We start from the raw sequence: 25,192 nt of genomic DNA, 5'->3' as shown, positions 1-25,192 counted from the left end.
CGCCGCCGAGACTTTGGTTATGACGGAAAGAGATATTAAACGGAGCGATCGCGACGGGGAGCTCCTTACAGAAAAGCGGACCAGACTCAAACGGCCCGACATGTACAGGATAGTGCTCTTAAATGACGACTACACGCCGAGGGAGTTCGTAGTGTGGGTGCTCATGAGGATTTTTTACAAGGGGCAGGAGGAATCAACCAGGATCATGCTCGAAGCGCACACCGCGGGCAGGAGCACCGTGGGCGTTTATACTTATGATGAAGCCACGACCAAGATAGCGCAGGTGGACAAGCTGGCGAAGGAGTACGAGCACCCGCTCAAATGCATACTGGAAGTGGAGGGGGGAGGCGAATATCAATGACACTATCAAGGGAACTGCAGGAAACACTTAAAAGGTCTTACGAGCAGGCGAAGGCCAGGCGGCACGAGTTCATAACGCTCGAGCACATACTGCTGGAGCTGACATACGACCCGGACGCGTCGGAGGTTCTTACGGGATGCGGCGTCGACCTCGAACGGCTGAGAACGAGCCTCGAGGATTTTATCGACGAGAACATGCCCCCGATAGATTCCGAATACCTGCCGGAGCCCCAGTACTCGGCCGGGAGCCATTACGTTCTCAGGCTGGCGGCCATGCACGCGGAGTCGGCCGACAAGCAGCAGATAGACGGGGGGAACATACTCATCGCCATGTTCAGGGTGGACGAGTCTCACGCCGTGTATCTTCTGAACGAGCAGGGCGTAAACAGGTACGACCTCGTGAGATACATCTCGCACGGCAGGTCGGGTTACGAGCAGCAGGAAAAATCCACCAGTATCGCCAAGACCGATACGCAGACGCAGGGAGGGGCGAAGGACCCTCTCTCGGAATTCTGTACAAATCTGGTAAAGAAGGCGCGCGACGGAAAGCTGGACCCTCTCATCGGCCGCGAATCGGAGATAGACCGCACCATACACATACTGGCGCGGAGGCGGAAGAATAACCCGATATTCGTCGGGGACGCCGGCGTCGGGAAGACCGCCATAGCCGAAGGGCTCGCCCTCAGGATCGCGAAAAACGAGGTTCCGAAGGCGCTCAGGAACACCGCCATTTACGCCCTCGACATGGGCTCGCTCACGGCGGGGACGCGGTACAGGGGGGATTTCGAGGAGAGGCTCAAGTCCATCATAGACAACGTTAAAGGGGACGACAAAAAGATACTTTTCATCGACGAGATACACACGGTCATCGGGGCGGGGGCCGTTTCGGGGGGGACGCTCGACGCGTCCAACATGCTGAAGCCCGCGCTCGCCAACGGTGAGATAAGGTGTATCGGGACCACGACGCTCAAGGAGTACAGGAGCGTCTTCGAGAAGGACCACGCGCTCGCCCGGAGGTTCCAGAGGGTGGACGTCTACGAGCCGAGCGAAGAGGAATGCGTGAAGATACTCCAGGGGCTCAAGAGACACTACGAGGAGTTTCACGGCGTAAGGTATTCGACGCCGGCCTTAAAAGCGGCGGTAGAGCTTTCGGCGAAGTACATGAACGACAGGAGGCTCCCGGACAAGGCCATAGACCTCATCGACGAGGCCGGGGCGGCCGCGAAGCTCCGGAATTTCGACACGGGCGTGAGGCAGGTGACGGTGAAGGATATAGAGGCGCTCGTATCGAAGATAGCGAAGGTGCCGAGCCGTACAGTCAAGGTGGACGACAGGAACAGGCTAATGACGCTGGCCGCGGACCTCAAGAAGGTTATATTCGGGCAGGACGAGGCCGTAGACAAGCTGGTGACGGCGATACAGATGTCGCGCTCGGGGCTTAGCGAGCCGGACAAGCCCGTCGGCAACTTCATGTTCGCGGGACCAACGGGCGTCGGAAAGACGGAGCTCGCAAAGCAGCTCGCCGAGGCGCTCGGCATCGGGTTCATAAGGTTCGACATGAGCGAGTACATGGAGAAGCATACGGTGTCGAGGCTCATAGGGTCGCCCCCGGGATACGTCGGATACGACGAGGGCGGGCAGCTCACGGAGGCCGTTCACAAGAACCCGCACGCGGTGCTTCTGCTGGACGAGATAGAGAAGGCGCACGAGGATATCTACAACGTGCTGCTCCAGGTGATGGACCACGCGACGCTTACGGACTCGAACGGGAGGAAGGTCGATTTCAGGCAGATAGTGCTGATACTGACGACGAACACGGGCTCCCGCGAGAGCGGCCAGAGGACACTCGGGTTCGAGAAGGACGAGTTCGAGGACAAGAGCGTCCAGGCGATAGAGAAGTACTTCAGCCCCGAGTTCAGGAACAGGCTTAACGCCGTGCTTCATTTCAGCTCTCTCAGCAGGGAGGTCGTCGAGAAGATAGTAGACAAGATGTTCGGACAGCTCGCCGACAGGCTAAGGGTGAAGAAGGTGTCCGTAGAGCTCACGCCCGGGGCCAGGTCGTACATAGCCGGGAAGGGCTACGACAAGCTCTTAGGGGCGAGGCCCATACAGAGATTCATCGACAGCGAGATCACGGAGAAGCTGACTCAGGAGATACTCTTCGGGAACCTTGCGTCCGGCGGGAGCGTGAAGGTGGTAGTCAGGGACGGCGGGCTCGGATTCGAGCTCGGATAAAAGAAAACCCCTCGGAGACCGGGGATTTCTGCAATATAATTAAGGTCGGAAGTATCCCGATAACCTGAAGACAACGGGGAGGTTCACGTTATATGCCGCGACCAGATTATTTGCTCAGGAAGTCACTGTTCCTTTCCCTGGCGCTCGGAATTACGATAACGATATTTTCACCGGGCTCCTTTGCCGGAGACGCGCCTGTAGTAGTCGCCCAGGGCTCGAAATCGAGCGGGAACGAGGTCATGAAGGCGGTGGAGGCCGAAGGACTATAAGGGCATGACGAAGGAAGAAGTCGTCGCCGAGATAGGCCAGCCGTGGCGCAGGGACGATACGCCCGTCAAGGCGCGATACGACGAGAAATGGATATACAGCTGCCAGACGAAGAATGGCATCACGTACGACTGCGTGTACCTTTACTTTATGGGCGGCCGCGTGGTGGACGTCGAAGTACTCTGATTCCGGGGAGAGACGAGATATGAAGAAGTGCCCGAAGTGCGGTATTGAGCTCAAGACGAAGGTGCTCGGTTCTATAGAGGTGGACGAGTGCGAGTCGTGTAAGGGCGTCTGGCTCGAAAGGGGGGAGCTCGAAGAGGTGAAGGAAGAGACGGACCCTAACCTCGATTGGCTCGATTTCGAGATATGGAAGCACCCCGAAAAATTTAAATCGGGCTCGACCGGCGTCGATTGCCCCGTGTGCGGAACCCCGACCGCGAGCCTCGAATACGGGGATACGGGGGTCGAGATAAATTACTGCGGCACCTGCCAGGGCATATGGCTCGAAAAGGACGAGCTGCCGAAGATAATAGAATCCCTCGAAGACGAGATAGCCCGGAAGACCCTCTCGGATTACTTTAAGGAGAGCGTAGAGGAGGCCAAGGAGATAGTAACCGGGCACGAATCCTTCATGTCGGAGTGGAAGGATTTTTCGTCCGTGCTGAAGCTGATGCAGTACAGGCTATTCGTCGAAAAGCCGAAGCTCGTCGAAACCCTGACCGAGCTCAATACGCTGAATCCGTTTAAATAATACGCATTGCCCGTCATGGGCCAATTTCCAAAGACTTTATAAGGCCGCCGTCGTCGAGGGCGAAGCGGAAGGCGAGATTGACGGGGCTTCCCGGGAAATTACCCGAGACCCGCGCAACGACCACCGTCCGGCCGTTTTCCGTCCGGTAGTCGAGCGGCTCCACCGCCGCACTGTATTTGGCGCTGGTCCTTTCCAGCCACGATCGAATGGCAGCATGGCCTGCGATGTTTTCTCCCTCGTCCCCGACCGTAGCGCCCGGGGCAAAATATAAGAGGGTTGCATCCGCATCGTGAGCGTTGTGAGCCGCGAAAAATTCGTCGAGCTTGGTCGGTAAACCTGTCATTGGTACCCCCATAAAAAATGGATTTGGACTGCCGTGATTTTGATGGTGGCTTATACTGTCGAAATGGCAAGAACCGACAGAAAAGTAGGGTACTCACCCACGGGTAAACTTGAAGACGTCACTCCCGACATGGCCGCGAGCGGCGTAGAGGGGGCGCTCCGCCTTCTCGAAGGCCGCTGGAAGATGGTGATCATATTCCACCTGTTCGCGAGGGGGGTGCTCCGGTTCTCGGAGCTCGAGCGCGCTATCCCCGCGGTTTCTCAAAAAATGCTCATACAGCAGCTACGGGAGCTCGAGCGGGGCGGCATCGTGTCGCGGACGGTTTATCCCCAGGTGCCGCCGAAGGTCGAATACCGGCTGACAGAATGGGGACAGGCCATGTGTCCCGCGCTCGACGCGCTCCTCGAATGGGCCGCTTTAAAAAAGAAATAGCCGCCAGGCGTCAGGCCAGGGCGATCGGGAGCACCGCGGCGCATCGAATCCATTACATAAAAGACCTGCATCCACTGAAAAAATCACGGTTATAATTAATCGATACTGCTTTAATCCCGTAATGTCCGGAGGAGTCCGACACATGAATAAGAAAGAAATATCGAAAATCCCGTACATGATTCTATTATTGATTTTTGCGTGCGGATTCGCGGTTTCGTGCGACGGGGAGAACGTGCTTACAGGGCCGGAAGTCCCGGGGCCTGAAGAGCCGGGGCCGGAGGAGCCCGGCGGCGGCGAATTCAACGCCGAGACCGCGGCGGAGCTCATGTACCTCTGCCTCCAGTCGTACCAGATGCTTATAGACAACGACAACGGCACGGAATTCACACTGCCTTCGCCGTATGAGCTGAAAGAGATACTACTCACTCCCGAAAGCTTCCTCGGGGAATCTTTGCCGACGGAGGTGCCGATAGCGTTCGTCGCCACGAGCGGCTCCAACATTTACGTCGTGTTCAGGGGGACCAAGACTGTAGACGAGTGGATAAGCGACGCCGATTTCCCGCTCGTGAACTACACTTACGGTGGGAAGACGGAAGAAGGATTTACGGACATATATAACACGCTTGCCGTTACGAGCGCGGTTGCCAGCGCCGCGGAGTCGGGAAATTACAATAACGTTTACATAACCGGCCACAGCCTCGGCGCGGCGCTCGCAGTCCTGGCGGTTCCCGACATCATAGAAAACACCGATTTTAAAAACCCGGTCATGTACAACTTCGCCGGGCCGAGGGCCGGGGACGCCGACTTCAAGAGCCTTTACGAAGGGTACGGGATAGACAGCCGGCGGGTCTACAACACGAACGACATCGTTCCGACGCTGCCTCCGACGGAGCTTTCATACGTGCACGTCGATACCGAATATCCCATCACGTTCGGGGCACCGATTCCGGACCCGTTCGATTTTCACCAGATAGAGATAAATCACAGCTCGTGTAATTATTACTCGACGGTATGCGGTTTGACCTCGGACCCGAAAAGCTGCGAAGCCCTCGGCGAGGGGCTAGACGAATGCATGTTCAGCGGCGGACAGTAACAAAATCCGCCGGGAAACCGGCTTGTGCGGGAAGGCGTTGCCGGGGGTTCGCCACGGGTAGAAAAATCGGGGTCCGGGCGACATGATACAACCCTTCTCTTTGTGTTATTATATTGATTCATTCCGCCAGGCGCGTATGATGAATCAGAGAGATGACCGGGAATAATTCCGCATGCCCGACCCCAAAAGCCTAATAGCGTCCAACATCAAGGACAAGGAGCTTATAAACGTAAGGCGCCAGGAGCTCGTTAACGCCGCCGTCGAGCTCTTCGTCCGTAAGGGTTTCCACAAGACCACTGTCCGCGAGATCGCCCGCGAGTTCGGCATGAGCATGGGCACGCTCTACGATTACATAAGGACGAAGGAGGACATACTCTTTTTAGTCTGCGATCATATATCGAAGAGCGTAAGCGGCAAGCTACAGAGCACGCTCACGGGAAAGAAGGACCCCGACGAGAACCTGAGAAACGCGATACGCGACTACTTCACTATAATCGACGAGATCGAGGACTACACGCTCCTCCTTTACCAGGAGACGAAGTCGCTCAACAGGGAAGAGAGGAAATACGTCCTTCACGCGGAGAACGACCTCGTCGATATCTTCGAGGGCATAATCCTGCAGGGAATCAAGGAAAAGATCTTTCATATAAACAAGGAAACGGCCCGGCTTTTAGCGCATAATATCATGGTAGAGGGGCAGATGTGGGCTTTCAGACGCTGGGCCCTCAGAAAGAGCTTCACACTCAAACAGTACATCAAGCTGCAGACAGATCTCATAATGAAAGCCCTCCGCTAAAAAAGTTGTTGACATGAAGTGCGATCGGTTTTAGAATGTAATACCGAGCGAGCGCTCGGTTGCCAAGCAAGAACGGAGGTGTCACGCATGTCGATAATTACGCTTACGGAAGAGCAGGACCTTATAAAAATGACGGCCAGGGATTTCGCGGCCAGGGAAGTCAGGCCGAAGGCCGCTGAAAACGACAGGGAGGGAAAGTTCCCGAAAAGGCTCGTGGACAAGATGGGCGAGCTCGGGTTCATGGGGATGATGGTGCCCGAAGAGTACGGCGGCAGCGGGCTCGACTGCGTGTCGTACGTGATCTCATTGGAAGAGATATGCGCGGCCTGCGCCTCGACGGGGATAATCATGTCCGTCAACAACTCCCTCGTTTGCAGCCCGATACTGGCCTTCGGCTCGGAGAAGCAGAAGCAGGAGTACCTTCCAGACCTCGCGAGCGGGAAGAAGCTCGGATGCTTCTCACTGAGCGAGCCGGACGCGGGATCGGACCCGGCGAGCATGAGGACTATCGCATTAAGGAAGAACGATTCTTACGTTATAAACGGGGCAAAGGCGTGGATTACGAACGGGGCCGAGGCCGACGTGATGGTGCTGATAGCGGCTACCGATCCGTCAAAGGGGCACCACGGGATTTCGGCGTTCATCATCGACATGGATACCCCCGGGATCAATGTCGCGAAGCTGGAGCACAAGCTCGGGATAAAGGCGACGAGCACGGCGCAGATATACTTCGAGGACTGCAAGGTGCCCAGGTCGGCGATGATCGGGCAGGAGGGGGACGGCTTCAAGATCGCCATGGCCACGCTCGACGGCGGGAGGATAGGCGTCGCTACCCAGGCCGTGGGCATAGCGCGGGCCGCGATGGAGGAGGCCGTGAGATATTCGAAGGAGCGGCAGGCGTTCGGCAGGACCATATCGTCGTTCCAGGGGCTTCAGTTCATGATGGCCGACATGGCCACGCGCCTGGAAGCGTCGCGTCTTCTTACCCTTCAGGCGGCGGTGATGAAGGACAAGCATATGAACTATTCCAAGGAATCCGCGATGGCCAAGCTCTATGCCGCCGAGACCGCGATGTGGGTGACGACAAAGGCCATTCAGATACACGGCGGTTACGGGTACACGGTCGATTACCCCGTGGAGAGGCATTTCAGGGACGCCAAGATCACGGAGATATACGAGGGGACGTCCGAGATACAGAGGGTCGTCATAGCCAGGGAAGTTCTGAGGGAAATCGTTTAAAAAAAGAAGCCCTTAAACTTAAAGGGCTTCTTCCCTCTGGAGGATGGTGGTATAGGATGTGCTTTTTAACTCGACTACCGCCTTCTATATATTTAGATACCGTGCGTGAAAAATGGATTCACATAAACGGAAGAATTAAATTACGCTCTTACAGAGGGGATTGTCAGCGCCCGGGCTCGAGCCAGACGGAGAGGTCTCTCTTAAGGAGCGCGGAGAGGTTCTCGACGTCTTTTACATAGAACGGGCGGAGATATTCCCTGTATTCCTCGCTCATTCCGACGGGCTTCATATTAACCATGTAAGCCCTGTGTTTCATCCGTTTCCTGACGCTCACCGGGATAACGGCCATTAGAAAGTCCTTGAGCAGCGACGATTTGTTGATAATTTCGTTAAGCAGCTCGAATTTCGGAACGCCCGACTTGTTGAGTCTTTCGAGCTTCACGTCTTCCCTGTAATCGACCGACAAGAATTCACAGATATCCGTGAGCGTCTTCCGTGGGTCTTGCACGAGGTCTTCGTAAAGGAGAACCTTCACGTGGGGGAACTCTTCCATGTAGGCCTTTACCTGCTCGTAATATAATCCGCATCCCGTGTAGTCGTAGAATATATCCCAGTTATCGCGCCGCCGCGCCGTTATGGTATCCGGCTCGATTGCCTTCCTGAAATCGAGGGGCTCCTTATATCCCCTCTTGTGCAGCATAAAATGGGAATAGGCCCTTTCGGCCGGGTTCCGGAGGATTATTATTATCCTGAGCTTGTCGTAAAGCCCGCCGTACACGTCCTTTATATTCCGTATCACCGCGCTGTATGTGAAGAGGTAGGAAGGCGAGGCCTCGCCAATTATCTGGTCGGGGCGGGCGGCCTTGAACAGGGCCGCGTAGTCATCGAGCTTTGAAACGACATCGTAAGCCCCGGGACTCGAATAATCGGGCGGATTGCCGGCGTAACTGAAAAACCAGGGCTCCTTCCGGGCCGGCATGTATATTTCGTCGTAGTTTTTAAGGTAGTAAAAGAGCGACGTCGTAGCGCTCCTGGCGGCTCCGACGATAAGGAAGTCAGGCAGTTTCGATTCTTCCGAACCCGTTTGTACGATCATCCCCTCTCCGGCATCATCGATTTTATCACAACTTCGCCCACGGCTTCAACAGGCCGGGTTTAGTATCTAAAACCGGGGAGAGGAATGCGATAGCCGATACCCTATTTTTTTGTAACCGACTGGGCCCAGCCCTGAAAGACCTTTGCGATCACGTGGTCGCCTACCTTTATCCCCGTAATTTTATCGTTCGACGCCGCGACGTTGAAAACGGTGCCGCCCGACATCTTTACGCTGAGGAGGCTGTCCGTCGGGCCCCTCTCTATCGAGATGACCTCGCCCGGGACCCACTGAACGCCGTCGTCCTTTTTTTCGGGCGCAGGGGTGGAGGGAGCCGCCTTCTCCGCGATTCGGAGGAGCGTCGCCTGTCCTTCGATAACCTGCACCGTCACGACGTCCCCGGCCTGAATTCCTTCGAGAAGCCCCGGCGCGGAAGGGACGCTGAACAGCTCGCCCCCGGGCAGCTCCATGCTGAGGAGGCTTCCTTCCGTGCCCTTAACTATGGACACGACCTTCCCTGTCACCCACTGGGGAGAGCCGTTGGCACGGGAATGTGCCCCGGCTGTAAAAACCGCCAGCCCCAGAATGAAAGCTAAGACTATTATTTTTCTCATGAAGTTTCCCCTCCGTTTACACCGATCCGCGGTATCGGGATTTCGAGTGCCTATAGATTTAAAGTGTAAAATTCCCCGCGCATGAACACAATCGGAAATTTTCGGGCCGCCCGGTTTTGTCCTTGCCAGCGAGAGGCGGCTTATTTATATTCAGTACTGAGTTTCAGGATTCAACTGATACGTACGGAGAACCTATGCCCAAACTCATCGAAGGGCCGTCCATAATCGAGGCGGCGGGCAACAAGCCCAAGATAATAGAGGAATTCGCGGGGAGGGTAAATTCCGGGGGCGATGTGGCCAGCGTCGCCAGGATGACGTCGCCCGCGGGATGGGAGGAGCCGGGACAGAGGCCGGAATTCCAGGAGATTACGGTCGTCCTCGAAGGCGCGCTCAGGGTCGAGCACGAAGGCGGGACGATGGAGGTCGGGGCGGGGCAGGCCGTGATAGCTTATCCCGGGGAATGGGTGAGGTACAGCACGCCGAATGGGGCGAAATACATTGCCGTGTGCCTCCCGGCGTTTTCGCCCGAGACCGTACACAGAGACCCCGAATAACCTGGAGGGAGAGAAGGCTTGAAGAAAAGATGCGGATGGCACGGGGAAGACCCGCTTTACGTCGATTACCACGACACTGAATGGGGCGTCCCGGTTCACGACGACAGGACGCTATTCGAGATGGTGGTCCTCGACGGGGCGCAGGCGGGATTGAGCTGGATAACCATACTCAAGAGGCGGGACTCCTACAGGGAGGCGTTCGACAACTTCGACGCGCAGAAGGTGGCCGCATACGACGAAAGGAAGATAGCGGAGCTTCTCGAAAATCCCGGCATTATAAGGAACAGGCTCAAGGTGAATTCCACCGTTCAGAACGCGAGGGCGTTTTTAGAGGTGAGCGGGGAATTCGGCACGTTCGACAAGTACATATGGCGGTTCGTCGGGGGGAGGCCCATAGACAATTCGAGGAAGAGCCTTGCCGAGATTCCCGCCAGGTCGAAGGAGTCAGACGCGATGAGCAAAGACATGAAAAAAAGGGGATTCAGCTTCGTCGGCTCGACTATATGCTACGCCTTCATGCAGGCCGCGGGGATGGTAAACGACCACATCGTCGATTGCTTCAGGTATGAAGAGGTAAGGCGCATTTCGGAGGGGCGGGAGAAATAGGCATCCGCCCCCGTAAGAGGACGCAGCCTCGCTCAGCCGCGCGCCTTTTCCTTTTTCGCCATCGTGATAAACGGCCCCGAGCCCTCTTTCTTGTCCTTAAAGAGCGCCAGAAGAACCTCGGCCTCGTGGAACGGCATCGTCAGGAACGAGAATTTCTGGAGTATCTGGATGTCCGTTATGTTGTCCGGCGATATTCCGCTCTTCTCTTTTATGTAGCCGAGGAGCTTCTTCTTTGTAAGGCCGTCGCGCTTTCCGTGGGCGACGTAGAGGCGGGTCGTCCCCTTGTCGTCTATCTCGGCCGTGTCGCTGCCGTTTTTCCTGTCGTCCCTGCCGAAAGTGTGCTGGAGTAAGGACGCCACGACTTCCTCGGCGTTCTTCTTTTTGAGGAGCTCTTTCGATAGCTCGAGGTAGTCACCGTTACGCGCCGGCGCGTTTACAATTTTGTCTACCTCTTTCTTCGTGCGCTTACGCTCCTGAAGAGCGGCGTCGGATTTAAGAGGGAGCTTGGCCTTCCGGATGTCCGTCTTGGCCTCTTTGGTTATGAATTTGAGCTTCCTGTATTCTTCGGGCGTTACGAACGTGACGGCGTTCCCCTCCTTGCCGGCCCTTCCCGTCCTCCCTATCCTGTGGATGTAGGCCTTGGGGTCCTGGGGCAGCGCATAGTTTATGACGTGCGTGAGGTCGTGCACGTCGAGCCCCCTGGCCGCGACGTCCGTCGCAACGAGGATGTTCACGCGCTTTTTCCTGAAGAGCGTGAGCATGCGCTCCCTCTGGAGCTGGGACATGTTGCCGTGAAGGGCGCCCGCGTCGTACCCGCGCCGGCTGAGCTTGTTGGCGATTTTATCGGCGTCGTGCTTCGTCCGGCAGAATACCAGGCCGTAAAAATCGTCTTCCATGTCTATAAGGCGGCAGAGGGCCTCGAATTTATCGGCATGCTTCACCTCGAAGTAGATCTGATCCGTCAGGCTCACCGTGAGCTGCTCGGACTCGACCTTGAGCTCGTTGTATTCGTGCATGTGGTTTTTGGCTATGTCAACGATCTCGCGGGGCATCGTCGCCGAGAAAAGCATGGTCCTCTTGTCTTCGGGCGTATGGCTGAGTATTTCCTTAACGTCGTCTATGAACCCCATGTTGAGCATCTCGTCGGCCTCGTCGAGGACGAAATAGGAGAGCTTTCCGAGCGAGAGCTCGCCGCTCCAGATGTGGTCGAGCACCCTGCCCGGGGTTCCGACTACGATGTCGATGCCGTTCCGGAGGCTTCGCAATTGAAGGCTCATCGACTGCCCGCCGTATATGGGCACGATCGAGAGCTCCCTGTCTCCCTTGAGCGAGTTTATCTCCTCGGCGACCTGTATCGCGAGCTCCCTCGTGGGTGTAAGGATGAGCACCTGAACGTGGCCCGTGTTTTCCTTGATAAGCTCGATGAGCGGTACGCCGAACGCCGCCGTCTTGCCCGTGCCGGTCTGCGCCTGCGCCACGAGGTCTTTCGTGCTTCCCAGCATTTCGGGTATTGTCAGTTCCTGGATTGGAGTCGGGGCTTCGAACCCCTTTTTCTTGAGGGCGCTTAACATACCCTCGGATAGACCTAAATTATCGAACGATTTCATATAACCTTCCTCTGTGATTTTACAATTCTCCCCTCAAGCAGTAAAACTCAATCAGGTACCAACAATTTATGCGGAATCGTGTGGATGTGACTAAGTGTTTCTCTCTCAAGTTACAAAAGTTACTTTAATTATACTTGAATTAAGGGCTTTTCGCCAATAGGCAATTTTCTAATAATGGAGATTCGAAGAAACTGCCGGGCAAGCCGCATGCTCCGGGGCAGATTTGACAGCCGTGGATTTGGCGAATACAATTGAGAATCTTTCTCATTTGACATGGGGCGGGCTACTTATTAATAAGGGCGCGGGCCGCTAAACATATCATGAAGAACAAAATGACTGCCAGGGGTCAGGACGGCATAAGGGATATTTTTCACGCCCGGAAGCTGAAGTGTACGCCGCAGAGGCTTTCGGTATTCAAGGTTCTGAAAGAGAGCGAGACTTATCTTTCCATAAACGGCATACACGCGAAGGTGAAAGTGCTACTGCCGGGGACGGGGCTCGCGACCGTGTACAGATCGCTCGAGACGCTTATAGACCTCGGCCTCGTCGTGAAGGTGCACCTGGAAGACGGGTGCCACAGCTACGCCGTCGCGCCCGAGGGGCACAGGCACCCTATCGTCTGCACCGAGTGCAACAAGGTCATAGAGTTCGCCGAATGCCCGCTCGACAAGATATCCGAGAAGCTCTCGAAGGACACGGGAATACAGATACAGAACCACTTCCTTCAATTATTCGGCAAGTGCAGGGAATGCAGCGCATGAAAAGGGGATTTTGACACATGTCTCACATACACATACCTGACGGCGTTCTCCCTTTGTGGATAGTGGCCGCGGGGTGGGTGGTCACGGCCCTCCTTCTCGCGCTTTGCCTCCGGAGGGTGAATTCCGGGGACGTGAAGAGGAAGCTTCCCCTTATAGGCATAGTATCGGCGCTGATGATAGCGGGCATGACGCTCGAAATAGTGCCCATCGCGTATCACATAAACCTGAGCATAATCGCCGGCATACTCCTCGGCCCGGCTCTCGCTTTCATATCCGTTTTTATCGTGGACCTCATAATATCGATGTTCGGGCACGGGGGGATCACGGTCGTCGGGCTTAATACTATAGTAATCGGCGCGGAGGCCGTGCTCGGCTATTACCTGTTCCAGCTTTTAAGGACGGTCATGGCGGGGCGGGGCCCTGGATGGTCGTCGGCGGTCGCGGCGGTTTTGAGCCTCTTTCTGAGCACCTCCATAATGCTGGGGATAGTCTACGTTTCGCACATAAATCCGGCGGCGGCGTTTCACACCGAAGAAACTGTTCTCGACGGGGGCGGCGCCGCCGTGAATACGGAGGCGCACCGCAGCCTCGACTTCGGAAGGTTCGTAAAGACTATTTTTCTGCTGGCGCCGCTGGGATGGGCGCTCGAAGCCGCCGTCGCGGGGCTCGTCGTGTCGTATCTTTACAGGGTGAGGCCAGACCTCGTGGCCTCGGGGGATACGTAGGGAAATCGCATGGACGTTTCGGCAATAGATTATTACGCAAATCACGGCGGGAGCTTCCTCCACAGGGCGTCCGCGCCGCCCAAGCTCGTATTCGCCGGGCTCGTCATAGCTTCGGTCGTCGTGACGGGGAATTTTTATTTCCTCCTCGGGGCTTATATCCTGCTCGCCGCCCTCGTTTTCAGGACCGGCCTTCCGGCGCTTAAGGTCATAACGATTGCGGCTTATCCCGCCATATTCGCGCTCATATTCGCGGTTGCCGGATGGAACGGGGACTGGATCGGCGCCGGCGTAATAATGCTGAAGGCGCTTACCGCAGCCCTCGCGTCGGTGATCGTCATAGTCACGACGCCGTACCCGGACGTGTTCGCGTCGCTAAGGCCGTTTTTGCCGAAGATCATAGCCGAGGGGCTTTTCCTTACTTACAGGTCGCTCTTTCTCCTTTTGGACCTCATGGACAACCTCTTGAAGGCGCTCAGGGTAAGGGGCGGAATCTCGCGGGGGAAGATCGTACGCAACGTCGTGAATTTTTCGTCCGGAATAGGGCTCCTGCTGGTGCGGGGGCTCGACATTTCGGAGAAGTTCTACGGCATTATGAGGGTGAGGGGATACAACGGCAAATTATCCGGCGGATACGATAGAGCCGGAAGCCCGGCGTGCGACGCTGGGGCGGTTTTGACCGGCGCGGCGATACTCGCGCTCGCGCTCCTCGTACGCTTCGGGCAGGGGCTCGACGCGCTCGGGATATATTTCGTCTACGCCGCCGTGCTCGCGCTGGCCCTGTCGGCCGCGTGGGGCCTTTATCCTAAACGGGAGGCCGAAGCATGGAAGAAATCGTAAGGGTGAAAGACCTCGGCTTCAGATACCCGGACGGCACCTCGCTCAGGTTCGAAGGGGAGGACTTTTCGGTCCGCAAGGGTGAGCGCGTCGTCATGCTCGGCCCGAACGGGAGCGGGAAGTCCACACTGCTCTCGCTCTTGCTCGGAATCCTCAGGGCTTCAGGCGGCGAGATGGACGTCATGGGCGTTGACCCCGGGAAGGATTACGAGAAGGTGCGGGAGAGGATAGGGGCGCTGCTACAGAACCCGGACCTTCAGATAATAGCGCCCAGGGTTTGGGACGACGTATCGTTCTCGCCGAGGAATTACGGGTACGGGAAGGAAAAGACGGAGGAGCTTGTGGGCGATGTGCTCAAGAGGCTCGAAATCGAGCACCTTAAGGACAAGGTGCCCCATTACCTTTCCGGCGGCGAGAAGACGAAGGTCGCTCTCGCGGGGGCTCTGGTCACGAAGCCCGAGCTATTGATACTGGACGAGCCCTTCGAGCACATAGACCCGATGTGCAGGACCGAGATGATAAGGCTCCTTAATTCGGTGAATCATGAAAACGAAACGGCTATAATATTGTCAACGCATAACATGAATACCGTCCCTCTCATCGCCGACACCGTTTATCTCATGGCGGTCGGGGGGAAGATTGTCGCCAAGGGGACGCCGAAAGAGGTGTTTTCGATGACCGGCGCGCTCGCCGAATGTCATATAGAGCCGCCCGTCCTCGGGGAACTGTTCGCCGAGCTGAAGAAGCTCGGTATCGACCTCGACCCGTCGCTAAATGTAAAGGATGCGGCTCTCACGATCGCGAATCATATGTTATCATCTGAGGGCAAGGCCGGACACGGATAATGGACGCAACGAAGGCAAAGACAAAGAGAGTAAGCACGTTTTTCGCGGCGGCGCTCGCCATCGTTTTCGTTTTATCCCTGAGCGTCCACAACCACGGCTTCGCCGCCGACAGCGGCGTACGCATAACGAAATCCACAGACCACCTGGGGCATTCCGTCGAGCAGTGCTCTGCGTGCAGGCTCCACGGAAACCTGGAGCTTCCCGAAAGGGAAAATTTACCCGTCCTTATAGATTCACCCGTATTGATTTCTTTCAGCACAGACGTACCATTGATCCCGGCGTCGTTCCTGACGCTTTACAAATCGACGCGCTCGCCTCCGCTCGCCTGAGCCGTATCGGCCGAGGAATTCCAGGGCGAAAACTCGTAAATATCTCTATATAGAAGGCATCGTTCCGTCCGGTCGTGAACGCCCCTTCGCTGCATACACCTACCGCGCGGGCGCATAACGCCCGCACTCGCCCCTGTTCCGATGCCGGCGCGGCGCTCCGGAATTCATTCACAAAAAAATCTGGAGGTGAATAATGAGCGTTAGAAGGATTATCGCTGTGCTCGTCATTTCCCTGGTTGCCTGTCAGGCGTGGCATCCGGGCGATGCGTTTGCCCAGGGCGGCGAGGATGTTCAGAAGGAGCTTGGCGAGCTTAAGCAGATGATGGAGAAGATGCAGAAGAGAATCGACGACCTCGAAGAAAAGAACAGGGCGCTCGAGGCCGAGGTCGAGAGCCGCGAGTCAAAAGAAGAGGTCGTCGTAAAAGAGGAGACGGTTACGGTGCCCGCCTCGCCGTCACAGGGGGCGCCGCAGGGTTTTCTGAGCAAGGTCGTCCAGTCGCTGAACCCGGAAATAAGCGTCGTGGCCATGATAACCCCGACCTGGTATTCGCTTAACAACCCCGTCGTCTTCGCGGAAAACGACCCCGAGAATACCGGCGTCAACATGCAGGAGATCGAGGTCGGGTTCCAGAGCGTCGTCGATCCCTACTTCAGGTTCGATTCGTTCTTTTCGTTCAGAACGGAAGGCGTCGAATTGGAAGAGGCTTACGGGACGACGCTCTTCAGCATGCCGCTTAACTCGCAGCTGAAGATCGGGCGGGCGAGGGCGAAGTTCGGAAGGATAAACCAGATACACAGGCACGCGCAGAACTTCGTGACGCTGCCGATAGTCGTCGCGGAGTTCCTGGGAGAGCACCTTAACCCGACGAGCGTCGAGGCGAGCTTCCTCGTCCCCGTGCCGTGGTATCTTGAGCTGAGCGCATCCGGCGGAAGCCCGGACGTCGAGACGCCTACGTTCGGCAGGAGCCCCGACGCCAACAACATCGGGAATCTCCTTTACATATTCCACATGGCCAACTTCTTCGACGTCGGCGAATCGCTCGGCGTTAGCCTCGGGGCGTCTTTCGCAACGGGCAGTAACGAGTCGGGACCCGACGAGAGGTCTAACCTCTACGGTGTCGATTTTTTCGCGAAGTACAGGCCGCTTAAAGATAATCCGTACCAGGAAGTGTCGCTCCAGTCGGAGTTCATGTGGAGGCAGGCCGAGACACCGGAGGAGGAGCTCGAGGATTACGGGTTTTACGCCGAGGCGATGTACAGGTTCGCCAAGAGGTGGAACACCGGGCTCAGGTTCGATTTCACGGACACCAACACGCCCATCCACGAAGAGGAAGACCACGACCATGAACACGAGGAGGAAGAGCCCGAAGAGGGGCACGTCCACGACGAGACGCTCGGCCTCCTCGGAAGGGCGTACCGCATATCGCCGATGCTGACTTTCAGGCCGTCGGAATTTTCGAGCATAAGGCTACAGTACGATTATCTGAACCAGAACTACGGGCCTAATCAGCATGCGATATTCCTTCAGTTCCAGTACGCGATCGGGGCGCACGGGGCGCACCCGTTTTAAATAATCAAGGAAAGGAGACGAACGATGAAAATGTTTAAATCATTTCCCGGACTCGCGCTTTTCATAGCGGCGGCGGTTACGTTATTCGCGGGCGGGAGCGCCGAGGCGAAGGTGAGGGTGGTCACGTCCACGCCGGATTTCGCGGCGATCGCGAAGGAAATAGGCGGGGACAAGGTCGACGTCGAGAGCCTCGCCAAGGGTTACCAGGACCCCCACTTCGTCGACGCGAAACCGATATATATAACGAAGCTCAACAGGGCGGACATCCTCGTTTATAACGGCCTCGACCTCGAGATCGGGTGGCTGCCGATACTCGTCACGGGCGCGAGGAATTCGAACATAGCCACGCTTAACTCCCCGGGGAACGTGGACGCTTCCAGGTTTCTGACCGTCGTTCTCGACGTGCCGACGAGCCCCGTGGACAGGTCGATGGGAGACATACATCCGAGGGGGAATCCCCATTACATGCTCGACCCGCGAAACGGTCTTCTCGTGGCGAAGGGCGTCATGGAAAAGCTCTCGGAGATAGACCCCGAAAACGCCGCGTATTACGAGGAGAATTACGGCAATTTCGCGAAGCTGCTCGAGCTCAGGATAGGCGAATGGTCGAAAGAGCTGGCGCCGTACAAGGGGACCAAGATCGTATCCTACCACAAGAATCTCGACTACTTCACGAGGTGGGCCGGGTTCGAGGACGCGGGATACATAGAGCCCAAGCCCGGCATACCGCCGACGCCGTCCCACGTGGCGTCGCTTATAAAGAAGATGGAGGCCGAGGACGTAAAGCTCGTAATCGCTTCAAATTACTACCCGCAGAAAACTCCGAGGATAATTTCGGAGAAGACGGGAGCGGTGTTCCTGTCCATCCCGACGAGCGTCGGGGGTGAAGACGGGATAAATACGTACTTCGACCTCTTCGACGCGATCGTCGGACAGATAACCTCGGCCCTCGGGAGCGGGTCCGGGGCGGCGGGGAGCGGGGGCTCCATGCGGAACGGATAGGAAATTATTCGCGGCGGCCCCCGGGATTCTTACCTCCCTACACTCCCGGGGCCGCCCGTTTCAAGGTGGAAAATGAAGGAGCTTATAAGACTCAAAGACGTTACGATAGGGTACGACGGGAAGGCCATCCTGGGACCCGTCGGGCTTTCCGTCGGGAGAGGGGAATTCACCGGCATACTCGGCCCCAACGGCGGCGGGAAGTCGACCCTCCTTAAAACCATACTCGGCCTCGTCCCCCCCGTTTCGGGCAGCGTGGACAGGGAGCCGGGCATCGTTTTCGGATACGTCCCGCAGAACGGGCATTTCGACCCGCTCTTTCCCGTGTCCGTCGAGGAAGTCGTTTCGATGGGCCGGTACGCCAGGGTGCCCGCCGGAAGGATGCTGTCGAAGGCGGACAGGAAATGCGTAGACCGCTCGATGGAAATGGCCGGCGTGAGCCGCCTCGCAAGGAGGACGTTCCGGTCGCTATCGGGCGGGGAGAAGCAGAGGACCCTCATAGCCCGCGCCGTCGCGGGTGAGCCCGACGCGCTCGTCCTAGACGAGCCTACCGCCGCCGTCGACGTCAGGGGTGAGGCCGTGATAATGGAGCTCGTCGAATCGATAAGAAAGGAGAGCGGCGCGGCCGTGATAATGGTGAGCCACTTCCTGAGGACGGCTGCAAAGTACGCAGAGCGGATAATACTCGTGGACGCGGATAAGGGCGTCTTCCGGGAGGGCGCGAAGCCTGAGCTGATGACGAGCGGCGTCCTCGCGGATTTCTTCGGGCTAAACCCGGGGAGCGATTTCAACGTGCAAATATCCGGGCCCGGCGGAGGCGGCGCATGATAACGTTCGGAGAATTCCTCCACAGTTATTTCCTCTGGCGGGACCCGATGATAGTCGGCACGGCCGCGGGCGCGATATGCGGATTCCTCGGCGTCTATGTCGTCTTAAGGCGAATAATTTTCGTGAGCGCCGCGCTTACGCAGGTGTCGAGCTTCGGTGTCGCGCTTTCGTTTTACATTGAAGGGCTGGGCCTCGGGGCGCTTTCGGCGGCCGTGCACCCGTTCGCGCTGTCGATAGGGCTTACCGTAGCGGCGGCCGTATTCTTCGCGTTTAAGAAGGACTACTCCCGCATAAGCAGGGAGGGGATCATCGGTTTCGGATTCCTCGTCGCCTCGGCAGCGGTCGTCATACTGGGGGACCGCATAACGAAGGGCTCTCACGACATCGCGAGCATACTGTTCGGGAGCGCCGTCGTCGTCGCCCCCGAGGACGTATACATCATTCCTTCCATCGCCATAGCCGTCGGGGCCATACTGCTCATCTACATGAAGGACTTCGTATTCGTCTCGTTCGACGAGGAATCCGCGCGGCTTTTTAAATACCCGGTGCGGGCGCTTAACGCGGGGCTAATGGTGATGATAGCCGTCGTCGCCGCTGCGGCGACAAGGGCTCTGGGCGCCTTGCCGGTCTTCGCGTTCCTGGCGCTGCCGCCGCTCGCGGCGCTTTATTTTACAGAAAGATTAAAGCTTGTATTCATACTCTCGGCGGCGATGGGGGTTCTCTCCGCCGTGCTCGGATATTTTTTTTCGTTCGTGCTGTCGTTACCCACGGGCGCATCGATGGCGATGTGTGCGTGCGTATTTTTCATCGCGGGGCTCTTGTGGCGCGAGGTGCGTAAACGCGTCTGAGCCGTGGAGGCAAAAATTGAAAGGAATAATCCTGAATGGAAAACGCGCCGGTGTTCTGTTCGCGGCGATCGCGGCGGCGATGCTCTCGGCCGGGTGCGGCGGTAAATACGAAGAGGCGGCGCGCTCTCTCGACTTCCTCAAATACGAATACTTCACGTGCACTGTCATGAGAGTCGAGAGCGGGGACAGCTTCTTCTGCGAGCCGCCCGACATGAGCATGCTGAAAATAAGGCTCGCGGGGGTAGACATACCCCCTGATGAAGAAAGCGGCGCGAAGAAGTTCTCGGAATCGATCCTGAGGAGGGGGACGCTCGTTAAGGTGGAGACGGGAGAGTCGGTGGACGAGGGCGGAGGGCCGCTTAGCTACGTCTTCGTGCCGGGCGGAAAGATGCTGAACGTGCTGCTCGTCGAGAACGGCTACGCCGGGCCCGTGGCGGGGGAGCTCGACGAAAAATATAAAGACATATTCGTCGGGATTTCGGTCGAGGAAGAGACGGAAGATACGGGCGGCGGGGAGCGGAAATCCCCGTGGCTTAAATAGGCGGGATGCGATGCGTATACTGGAAATCGAGAACCTCAAAAAGAGCTACACGACCCCCGACGGGGAAATCCTGACCGTCATAGACGTCCCCGGGTTCGCCCTCGAAAGCGGGGAGCAGATCGCCCTTTCGGGAGAGAGCGGCTCGGGGAAGACCACGTTCCTTAACCTCGTCGCCGGGATACTGAGGCCGGACGGCGGGCGGATACTCCTCGGCGGCGAGGACGCGACGGCGCTTTCCGAGGCCGGGAGGGACAGGCTGAGGGCCGACAAAATCGGCTACATATTCCAGACGTTCAATCTCCTCCAGGGCTATACGGCGCTCGAGAACGTCCTCCTCGGGATGATGTTCGGAAAGGGGGTGGACAAGGGGTTCGCCCTCGGCCTCCTCGAATGCGTCGGGCTCGGGGACCGCGCGGGTTACAAGCCGTCCCAGCTTTCGGTCGGCCAGCAGCAAAGGGTCGCCCTCGCGCGGGCTCTCGCCAACAGGCCCGCCCTCGTCCTTGCAGACGAGCCCACGGGGAACCTCGATCCGGGGACCGCCGGAAAGGCGGTCTCGCTGATAAAGGAGATGTGCGCCGAGAGCGGCGCGGCGCTACTTCTGGTAAGCCACGACGATAAGGTCCTCGGGAATTTCGGGGGCGTTAAGGACCTCGGCGAAATCAACCGCGCACCCCGCGGAGGGATAGAAAAATGAACAGGGAAAACGTGGGCGGGATATTTCTCATTGCCAGGAAGAGCCTTGCGCAGCACAGGCTCTCGACCGTGATAACCGTCTTGTCGGTGGCCCTCGCGGCGGGGCTCGTGATGGCCGTATTCAGCATAAGGGACCAGACGTACGACGCCTTCACCGGGGGCCCCACGGGGTTCGACGCCGTTCTCGGGGCGCGCGGGAGCCAGCTCCAGCTAGTCCTCAATACCGTATTTCACCTGGAGACGTCCCCCGGGAATATCCCCTGGGAGATGTACGAAGCGATAAAGGAAAATCCGAACGTCGAGCTCGCCGTCCCCTACGCCGTCGGCGACAACTACCGCGGCTACAGGATCGTAGGAACGGAAAGGAGCCTGTTCACCGACCTCGAATACAGAAAGGGGCGCAAGTTCACCCTCGCCGAGGGGGAGTTCTTCAACCCGGAGAAACGGGAAGCCGTCGTCGGGAGCTACGTCGCGGACAAAACGGGCCTCAGGGCGGGCTCGAAGTTTAATCCCTTCCACGGGCTCGTTTTCGACGAAAGGCAAAAGCACGCCGAGGAGTACACGGTTACGGGGGTGCTCGAGCCGACGAACTCGCCTTCCGACAGGGTGATATGGATACCGATCGACGAGTTCTACAGGATATCGGGCCACGTGCTGAGGGGCGGCGGCGGGACGTACGAGCCCAGGGCGGGGGAGGAAATCCCCGACAGGTACAAGGAGGTGAGCGCCGTCATGCTGAAGCTCAGGAATCCGCAGGGGGGCTTTCTCCTCGACCAGACGATAAACAGGCAGGGGACGGCGGCGACACTCGCGTGGCCCATCGGGCGCGTCATGGCGGAGCTGTTCGGTAAAATCGGCTGGGTGAATAACGTCCTGTCGCTGGTCGCGTACCTCGTCGTTCTTGTCGCCGCGGGGTCGATACTGGCCAGCATCTACAACACCATGAACGAGAGGCGGCGGGAATTCGCGATACTGAGGGCGCTCGGCGCCAGGCGCGGGACCGTCTTCGCCGCTATAATCCTGGAATCGGCGTCGATAGCGGCGATCGGGGCCGCGCTAGGCTGCGCGGTGTACGCGCTCATACTGGCCGGGGCGGCAGTGGTCATAAGGGCAGAGACGGGCGTCGTCCTCGACGTGCTGAAGCCGGGGCCGGCCCTCCTCGCGGCGCCCCTGGCGATGATAGCGCTCGGCATACTGGCCGGGGTCATACCGGCCCTAAAGGCGTACTCGACGGACGTCGCGTCGAACCTCGCACCGCTAAGCTAGAAAACGTGAATAAAAGGAGGGACGTCATGAAACTGGTACTGTGTTTGATTCTTGCGACGGCGATGGCGGCCGCCGCCCGGGCCCACGGAGACGCCGACGCAAATCATAACGGGCACGAGCACACCGCCCCGCACGGCGGGACGCTTGTCGTGCTCGGCGACGAATTCGCGCATCTGGAGATTGTGCTCGATCCGGGAACGGGAGAGCTCACGGCGTACGTCCTCGACGGCGAGGCCGAGAACCCGGTAAGGCTCGGGCAGGAAAATATCGAGATAAGAATCGTGGCTCCCGATACAGGCGGCGAGGCGCCCGCGGGCGAGCTCACGCTTAGTCTGGACGCCGTTTACAATATACTCACGGGGGAGAAAGGGGGGGATACGTCGGAGTTTGCCGCGCGTTCGGAGAGACTTAAGGGTTTGGAGCATTTCAGCGCCGTCGTTACGGCGATAACGGTAAGAGGCAAGGAATTTAAGGAAGTAGAGTTCAGGTTTCCGGAGGGCAACGAATGACGGCGGAGAGTAATTCCAAGAATATAAAAAACGAAAGCGAGGGAGCTTCGCTCAAGGGCGAAAAGCGCTTCGAGTGGAAGAGGCACGTGGTTAAAATCCTGGTCGTCGCGAGCATACTCCTATTCCCCGCTCTGGGGATCCACTTCAGACCCGACCGGAATTTCGACTACGCGACGGCCGGGGCCCTTGAGACCGAAGACGGGGCCGCCAAGGTGGATTTCGATTTCCTCGGCGGGTTCGATTACGAGAAGGATAACGTCGTCCCGGCGAAGGTGATGGAGCTCGACGGGAAGGACGTGAAGGTTATAGGCTACATGCTGCCCGTCGATTTCGATTCGGGAGAGGTGAGAAGCTTCATGCTCCTTAATAACCAGATGGGGTGCTGCTTCGGGGTGATGCCCAGGATGAACGAGTTCGTCTACGTCGAAATGCCCGAGGGGAAGAGCGCAAAGTATATGACCGACATCCCGCTCAGGGTGACAGGGAAACTCAGGATAGGCGAAGGCAATCTCGTGGGTGGCCTATACACGATGACGGGAAAGAGCGTGGAGGTTTTCAGGGATTACTGAATCCCTTCGAGCGGTATCGATTCGTCCACCAGGAGAACGGGGATGTCGTCCCTTACGGGGTAGAGATACTTCCTGTCCCCCTTTCTTACGAGCCCGCCGTCTATGGGCTCCGTTATTTTCTGCCTGGACCTGCTGAGGAGCTCGCCCTTCTCGATTAAAGAGTTGATTTTACCGACGAGATCGGGCCCCGCGGGCTCGAGGTCCTGTTTCGTTTCGGGGCAGACTATTACGGCCAAAAGAGCCTCGTCGAGCATTTTTTCCCTCCGTTAATCCCGGGCGTTATATATATTTTTATTGGTGGAGAGTACGTTATCCATTAGAATACATTAAGAAGACCAATTGCAAAGGGGGGACAAGTTATGAGAAAGAACAATCTTACCATGGCATATTTCGGAATTTTCGTACTGGCCCTGGCGCTTACGCTGGGGTGCCGCCAGGGAGACGAGGGCGTCGTCGAAGAGGAGAGCGTGGAGGTCGAGGAAACGGCTACGACGCCCGAGCCGGCGCCCGAGGAGCCTATTCCGGCGCCGGCACCGACTCCCGGGCCGGAGGCCACGGGCGCCCAAGGAGTAACGATAGAGGCGTGGGACAACTCGCCGTCCTTCGAGGGGGCCAGTACCCGCGTTTCGAATTTCGAGGACGGGAGCGTCCTCGACGACGCCAAGGTTTCCGTGATAGTGGACGTAGAGAACTTCGAGCTCGGGGTACAGACCGACACCCCGAGGGCTGAGGAGATAGCCAACTCGGCCGAGGGCCAGCACGCGCATATAATTCTCGATAACGACCCGTATCTCGCCGATTACAAGGCCGGGGAGCCGTTTGACATAGGCGTCCTCACCGAGGGGCCGCACACGCTCGTCGTCTTCCCGAGCCGCTCGTACCACGAGAGCGTGAAGTCGCCGGACGCGGCCGAGATACTTAACTTTTACGTCGGCAAGGAAGAGGGCGAATTCCTCCTCGACAAGTCGGCGCCAACCATAATCTACAGCAGGCCGAAGGGCGATTATAAGGGGAAAGACGCAGAAAAGATACTGCTCGACTTTTACCTCAATAACGTCGAGCTCAGCCCGGACGGATACAAGGCGAAGTACACGATAACGAAGAAGGATTCGGGTGAGGAGGTCGGAACGATAACGCTTACCGACTGGACGCCGGCTTTCGTCGCCGGGCTGCCGGCGGGTGAGTACGGCGTCAGGCTTCAGCTGCTCGACAAGGACGGGAACGTGGTAGAGGGGGCGTTCAACGACACCGAAAGGGCTGTCAACGTAACCACCGAATAAAATCTCACACTATCCGGGCGGCCCCGATGGGCCGCCCGGCCCTTCAGAAACCAATCCACACATAACGGGCGATTATTTTCCCGGAGGGTTTTAGCCGGACCGGAGATCGACCATGCGGTGGCGGCAGTCGTCGCATATCCCGGAGAAGTAAAAGAAGTGGTCCGTTATCTTGTAGTCGAACTCGTGCTCGATGTTCTTCTGTATTTTATCAGCAAAGCACTGGTCGAATACCTGTATTTCGGAGCACCCTCTGCAGTAGAGAAAGTGCGCGTGTCCCTTCTTCGCGCTGAAGTAGTAGTTTGCATCCGAGGAAAACGAAACCGACTTTACGAGCCCCTTCCTGCAGAGAAAATCGAGGGCCCGGTATATTGTCGAGAGGTTCGGTTTCGGCTCGAGCCGGGTCAGGACGTCCTTGACCATCAGCGGCTGTGCCGACTCCTCGATGATCCTCAGTATTTCTTTCCTAAGCTCTGTGAAGCTCGCTCTCATCAGGCCTTTTATCCTTCGCTCGCTTTTCTTCGTATAAGCTACAACAAAAAACCGGAAAAAGCACTTTTCCCGAATAAGCCGATCCGAAAGCGAAAACAATTACGCTGTTATCG

At 57.5% G+C, this 25,192-nt stretch carries 32 protein-coding genes; 26 read left to right on the top strand and 6 right to left on the bottom strand.

Going from position 1 to position 25,192, the window contains the following annotated elements; genetic code table 11:
- The first annotated feature begins 19 nt into the window (after window positions 1-19).
- The 5 genes from clpS to PKC29_05945 all read left to right on the top strand — a co-directional run bounded on the left by clpS (window position 20) and on the right by PKC29_05945 (window position 3,616).
- Window positions 20-361, top strand: coding sequence for an ATP-dependent Clp protease adapter ClpS (gene clpS / locus PKC29_05965; protein HML94957.1), 342 nt, complete (start codon window positions 20-22; stop codon window positions 359-361).
- A complete protein-coding gene (clpA, locus tag PKC29_05960) occupies window positions 358-2,595 on the top strand; it encodes an ATP-dependent Clp protease ATP-binding subunit ClpA (GenBank protein ID HML94956.1) in 2,238 nt (745 codons plus the stop codon). The genes clpS and clpA overlap by 4 nt, the downstream gene beginning before the upstream one ends.
- A gap of 92 nt (window positions 2,596-2,687) precedes the next feature.
- Window positions 2,688-2,864 (top strand): hypothetical protein, encoded by a 177-nt coding sequence (locus tag PKC29_05955; GenBank protein ID HML94955.1) that lies wholly within the window; start codon window positions 2,688-2,690, stop codon window positions 2,862-2,864.
- Window positions 2,865-2,868: 4 nt separating this feature from the next.
- Window positions 2,869-3,048, top strand: a complete 180-nt coding sequence (locus PKC29_05950) for a hypothetical protein (protein HML94954.1) — start codon at window positions 2,869-2,871, stop codon at window positions 3,046-3,048.
- A 19-nt stretch (window positions 3,049-3,067) separates the two neighbouring features.
- A complete protein-coding gene (locus PKC29_05945) occupies window positions 3,068-3,616 on the top strand; it encodes a zf-TFIIB domain-containing protein (GenBank protein HML94953.1) in 549 nt (182 codons plus the stop codon).
- 13 nt (window positions 3,617-3,629) lie between these two features.
- Here the strand turns inward: PKC29_05945 and PKC29_05940 are convergent, their stop codons facing one another.
- Complete coding sequence (locus tag PKC29_05940) at window positions 3,630-3,959, bottom strand: nuclear transport factor 2 family protein (protein ID HML94952.1); 330 nt, start codon at window positions 3,957-3,959, stop codon at window positions 3,630-3,632.
- A 63-nt stretch (window positions 3,960-4,022) separates the two neighbouring features.
- Between PKC29_05940 and PKC29_05935 the strand changes: the two genes are divergently transcribed.
- The 4 genes from PKC29_05935 to PKC29_05920 all read left to right on the top strand — a co-directional run bounded on the left by PKC29_05935 (window position 4,023) and on the right by PKC29_05920 (window position 7,519).
- On the top strand, window positions 4,023-4,391 hold the full coding sequence (locus PKC29_05935) for a helix-turn-helix domain-containing protein (GenBank protein ID HML94951.1): 369 nt from the start codon (window positions 4,023-4,025) through the stop codon (window positions 4,389-4,391).
- Between the two features lie 142 nt (window positions 4,392-4,533).
- Window positions 4,534-5,484 (top strand): lipase family protein, encoded by a 951-nt coding sequence (locus PKC29_05930; GenBank protein HML94950.1) that lies wholly within the window; start codon window positions 4,534-4,536, stop codon window positions 5,482-5,484.
- A 172-nt stretch (window positions 5,485-5,656) separates the two neighbouring features.
- A complete protein-coding gene (locus tag PKC29_05925; protein HML94949.1) occupies window positions 5,657-6,280 on the top strand; it encodes a TetR/AcrR family transcriptional regulator in 624 nt (207 codons plus the stop codon).
- An 87-nt stretch (window positions 6,281-6,367) separates the two neighbouring features.
- Window positions 6,368-7,519 carry an acyl-CoA dehydrogenase gene (locus PKC29_05920; GenBank protein HML94948.1) on the top strand — a complete coding sequence of 384 codons (1,152 nt, stop codon included), beginning with the start codon at window positions 6,368-6,370 and terminating at the stop codon, window positions 7,517-7,519.
- Window positions 7,520-7,682: 163 nt separating this feature from the next.
- Here PKC29_05920 and PKC29_05915 read toward each other — a convergent pair whose 3' ends face one another.
- Entirely contained in the window at window positions 7,683-8,615 is a 933-nt protein-coding gene (locus PKC29_05915; protein HML94947.1) for a sulfotransferase, read from the bottom strand.
- 101 nt (window positions 8,616-8,716) lie between these two features.
- Window positions 8,717-9,226 (bottom strand): hypothetical protein, encoded by a 510-nt coding sequence (locus PKC29_05910; GenBank protein HML94946.1) that lies wholly within the window; start codon window positions 9,224-9,226, stop codon window positions 8,717-8,719.
- A gap of 194 nt (window positions 9,227-9,420) precedes the next feature.
- Here PKC29_05910 and PKC29_05905 point away from each other — a divergent pair, with 194 nt between their 5' ends.
- Window positions 9,421-9,780, top strand: a complete 360-nt coding sequence (locus tag PKC29_05905; protein ID HML94945.1) for an AraC family ligand binding domain-containing protein — start codon at window positions 9,421-9,423, stop codon at window positions 9,778-9,780.
- 18 nt (window positions 9,781-9,798) lie between these two features.
- Complete coding sequence (locus tag PKC29_05900; GenBank protein ID HML94944.1) at window positions 9,799-10,386, top strand: DNA-3-methyladenine glycosylase I; 588 nt, start codon at window positions 9,799-9,801, stop codon at window positions 10,384-10,386.
- 32 nt (window positions 10,387-10,418) lie between these two features.
- Here the strand turns inward: PKC29_05900 and PKC29_05895 are convergent, their stop codons facing one another.
- A complete protein-coding gene (locus tag PKC29_05895) occupies window positions 10,419-11,993 on the bottom strand; it encodes a DEAD/DEAH box helicase (GenBank protein HML94943.1) in 1,575 nt (524 codons plus the stop codon).
- 332 nt (window positions 11,994-12,325) lie between these two features.
- Between PKC29_05895 and PKC29_05890 the strand changes: the two genes are divergently transcribed.
- The 14 genes from PKC29_05890 to PKC29_05825 all read left to right on the top strand — a co-directional run bounded on the left by PKC29_05890 (window position 12,326) and on the right by PKC29_05825 (window position 23,310).
- Complete coding sequence (locus PKC29_05890; GenBank protein ID HML94942.1) at window positions 12,326-12,754, top strand: transcriptional repressor; 429 nt, start codon at window positions 12,326-12,328, stop codon at window positions 12,752-12,754.
- Between the two features lie 17 nt (window positions 12,755-12,771).
- Window positions 12,772-13,479 carry an energy-coupling factor ABC transporter permease gene (locus PKC29_05885; GenBank protein HML94941.1) on the top strand — a complete coding sequence of 236 codons (708 nt, stop codon included), beginning with the start codon at window positions 12,772-12,774 and terminating at the stop codon, window positions 13,477-13,479.
- 9 nt (window positions 13,480-13,488) lie between these two features.
- On the top strand, window positions 13,489-14,316 hold the full coding sequence (locus PKC29_05880) for an energy-coupling factor transporter transmembrane component T (GenBank protein ID HML94940.1): 828 nt from the start codon (window positions 13,489-13,491) through the stop codon (window positions 14,314-14,316).
- Window positions 14,301-15,158, top strand: coding sequence for an ATP-binding cassette domain-containing protein (locus tag PKC29_05875; protein HML94939.1), 858 nt, complete (start codon window positions 14,301-14,303; stop codon window positions 15,156-15,158). Before PKC29_05880 ends, PKC29_05875 begins: the two co-directional genes overlap by 16 nt.
- Entirely contained in the window at window positions 15,158-15,487 is a 330-nt protein-coding gene (locus PKC29_05870) for a hypothetical protein (protein ID HML94938.1), read from the top strand. Before PKC29_05875 ends, PKC29_05870 begins: the two co-directional genes overlap by 1 nt.
- A gap of 193 nt (window positions 15,488-15,680) precedes the next feature.
- A complete protein-coding gene (locus tag PKC29_05865; GenBank protein ID HML94937.1) occupies window positions 15,681-17,057 on the top strand; it encodes a hypothetical protein in 1,377 nt (458 codons plus the stop codon).
- Window positions 17,058-17,087: 30 nt separating this feature from the next.
- Window positions 17,088-18,059 (top strand): metal ABC transporter substrate-binding protein, encoded by a 972-nt coding sequence (locus PKC29_05860; GenBank protein HML94936.1) that lies wholly within the window; start codon window positions 17,088-17,090, stop codon window positions 18,057-18,059.
- Between the two features lie 72 nt (window positions 18,060-18,131).
- A complete protein-coding gene (locus tag PKC29_05855) occupies window positions 18,132-18,884 on the top strand; it encodes a metal ABC transporter ATP-binding protein (GenBank protein HML94935.1) in 753 nt (250 codons plus the stop codon).
- Window positions 18,881-19,732, top strand: a complete 852-nt coding sequence (locus PKC29_05850; GenBank protein HML94934.1) for a metal ABC transporter permease — start codon at window positions 18,881-18,883, stop codon at window positions 19,730-19,732. The genes PKC29_05855 and PKC29_05850 overlap by 4 nt, the downstream gene beginning before the upstream one ends.
- Before the next feature lie 16 nt (window positions 19,733-19,748).
- Window positions 19,749-20,273: a thermonuclease family protein gene (locus PKC29_05845; GenBank protein ID HML94933.1), complete on the top strand. Its 525-nt coding sequence runs from the start codon at window positions 19,749-19,751 to the stop codon at window positions 20,271-20,273.
- Window positions 20,274-20,283: 10 nt separating this feature from the next.
- On the top strand, window positions 20,284-20,967 hold the full coding sequence (locus PKC29_05840) for an ABC transporter ATP-binding protein (protein HML94932.1): 684 nt from the start codon (window positions 20,284-20,286) through the stop codon (window positions 20,965-20,967).
- A complete protein-coding gene (locus PKC29_05835) occupies window positions 20,964-22,232 on the top strand; it encodes an ABC transporter permease (GenBank protein HML94931.1) in 1,269 nt (422 codons plus the stop codon). The genes PKC29_05840 and PKC29_05835 overlap by 4 nt, the downstream gene beginning before the upstream one ends.
- Before the next feature lie 26 nt (window positions 22,233-22,258).
- Window positions 22,259-22,741, top strand: a complete 483-nt coding sequence (locus PKC29_05830) for a hypothetical protein (GenBank protein HML94930.1) — start codon at window positions 22,259-22,261, stop codon at window positions 22,739-22,741.
- A complete protein-coding gene (locus PKC29_05825) occupies window positions 22,738-23,310 on the top strand; it encodes a DUF3299 domain-containing protein (GenBank protein ID HML94929.1) in 573 nt (190 codons plus the stop codon). The genes PKC29_05830 and PKC29_05825 overlap by 4 nt, the downstream gene beginning before the upstream one ends.
- On the opposite strand, the gene PKC29_05820 is transcribed toward PKC29_05825, so the two are convergent.
- On the bottom strand, window positions 23,304-23,564 hold the full coding sequence (locus PKC29_05820; protein HML94928.1) for a hypothetical protein: 261 nt from the start codon (window positions 23,562-23,564) through the stop codon (window positions 23,304-23,306). The two genes, PKC29_05825 and PKC29_05820, sit on opposite strands and share 7 nt — an antisense overlap.
- Window positions 23,565-23,669: 105 nt before the next feature.
- Here PKC29_05820 and PKC29_05815 point away from each other — a divergent pair, with 105 nt between their 5' ends.
- Window positions 23,670-24,590, top strand: a complete 921-nt coding sequence (locus tag PKC29_05815; GenBank protein HML94927.1) for a hypothetical protein — start codon at window positions 23,670-23,672, stop codon at window positions 24,588-24,590.
- A gap of 90 nt (window positions 24,591-24,680) precedes the next feature.
- On the opposite strand, the gene PKC29_05810 is transcribed toward PKC29_05815, so the two are convergent.
- Window positions 24,681-25,079 (bottom strand): Fur family transcriptional regulator, encoded by a 399-nt coding sequence (locus tag PKC29_05810; GenBank protein HML94926.1) that lies wholly within the window; start codon window positions 25,077-25,079, stop codon window positions 24,681-24,683.
- Window positions 25,080-25,192: the final 113 nt, after the last annotated feature.

The sequence above is a fragment of the Thermodesulfobacteriota bacterium genome (assembly GCA_035325995.1).
Taxonomy (GTDB): Bacteria; Desulfobacterota_D; UBA1144; order Nemesobacterales; family UBA2774; genus JADLGH01.
This window is presented reverse-complemented; position numbering and strand designations above follow the sequence as displayed.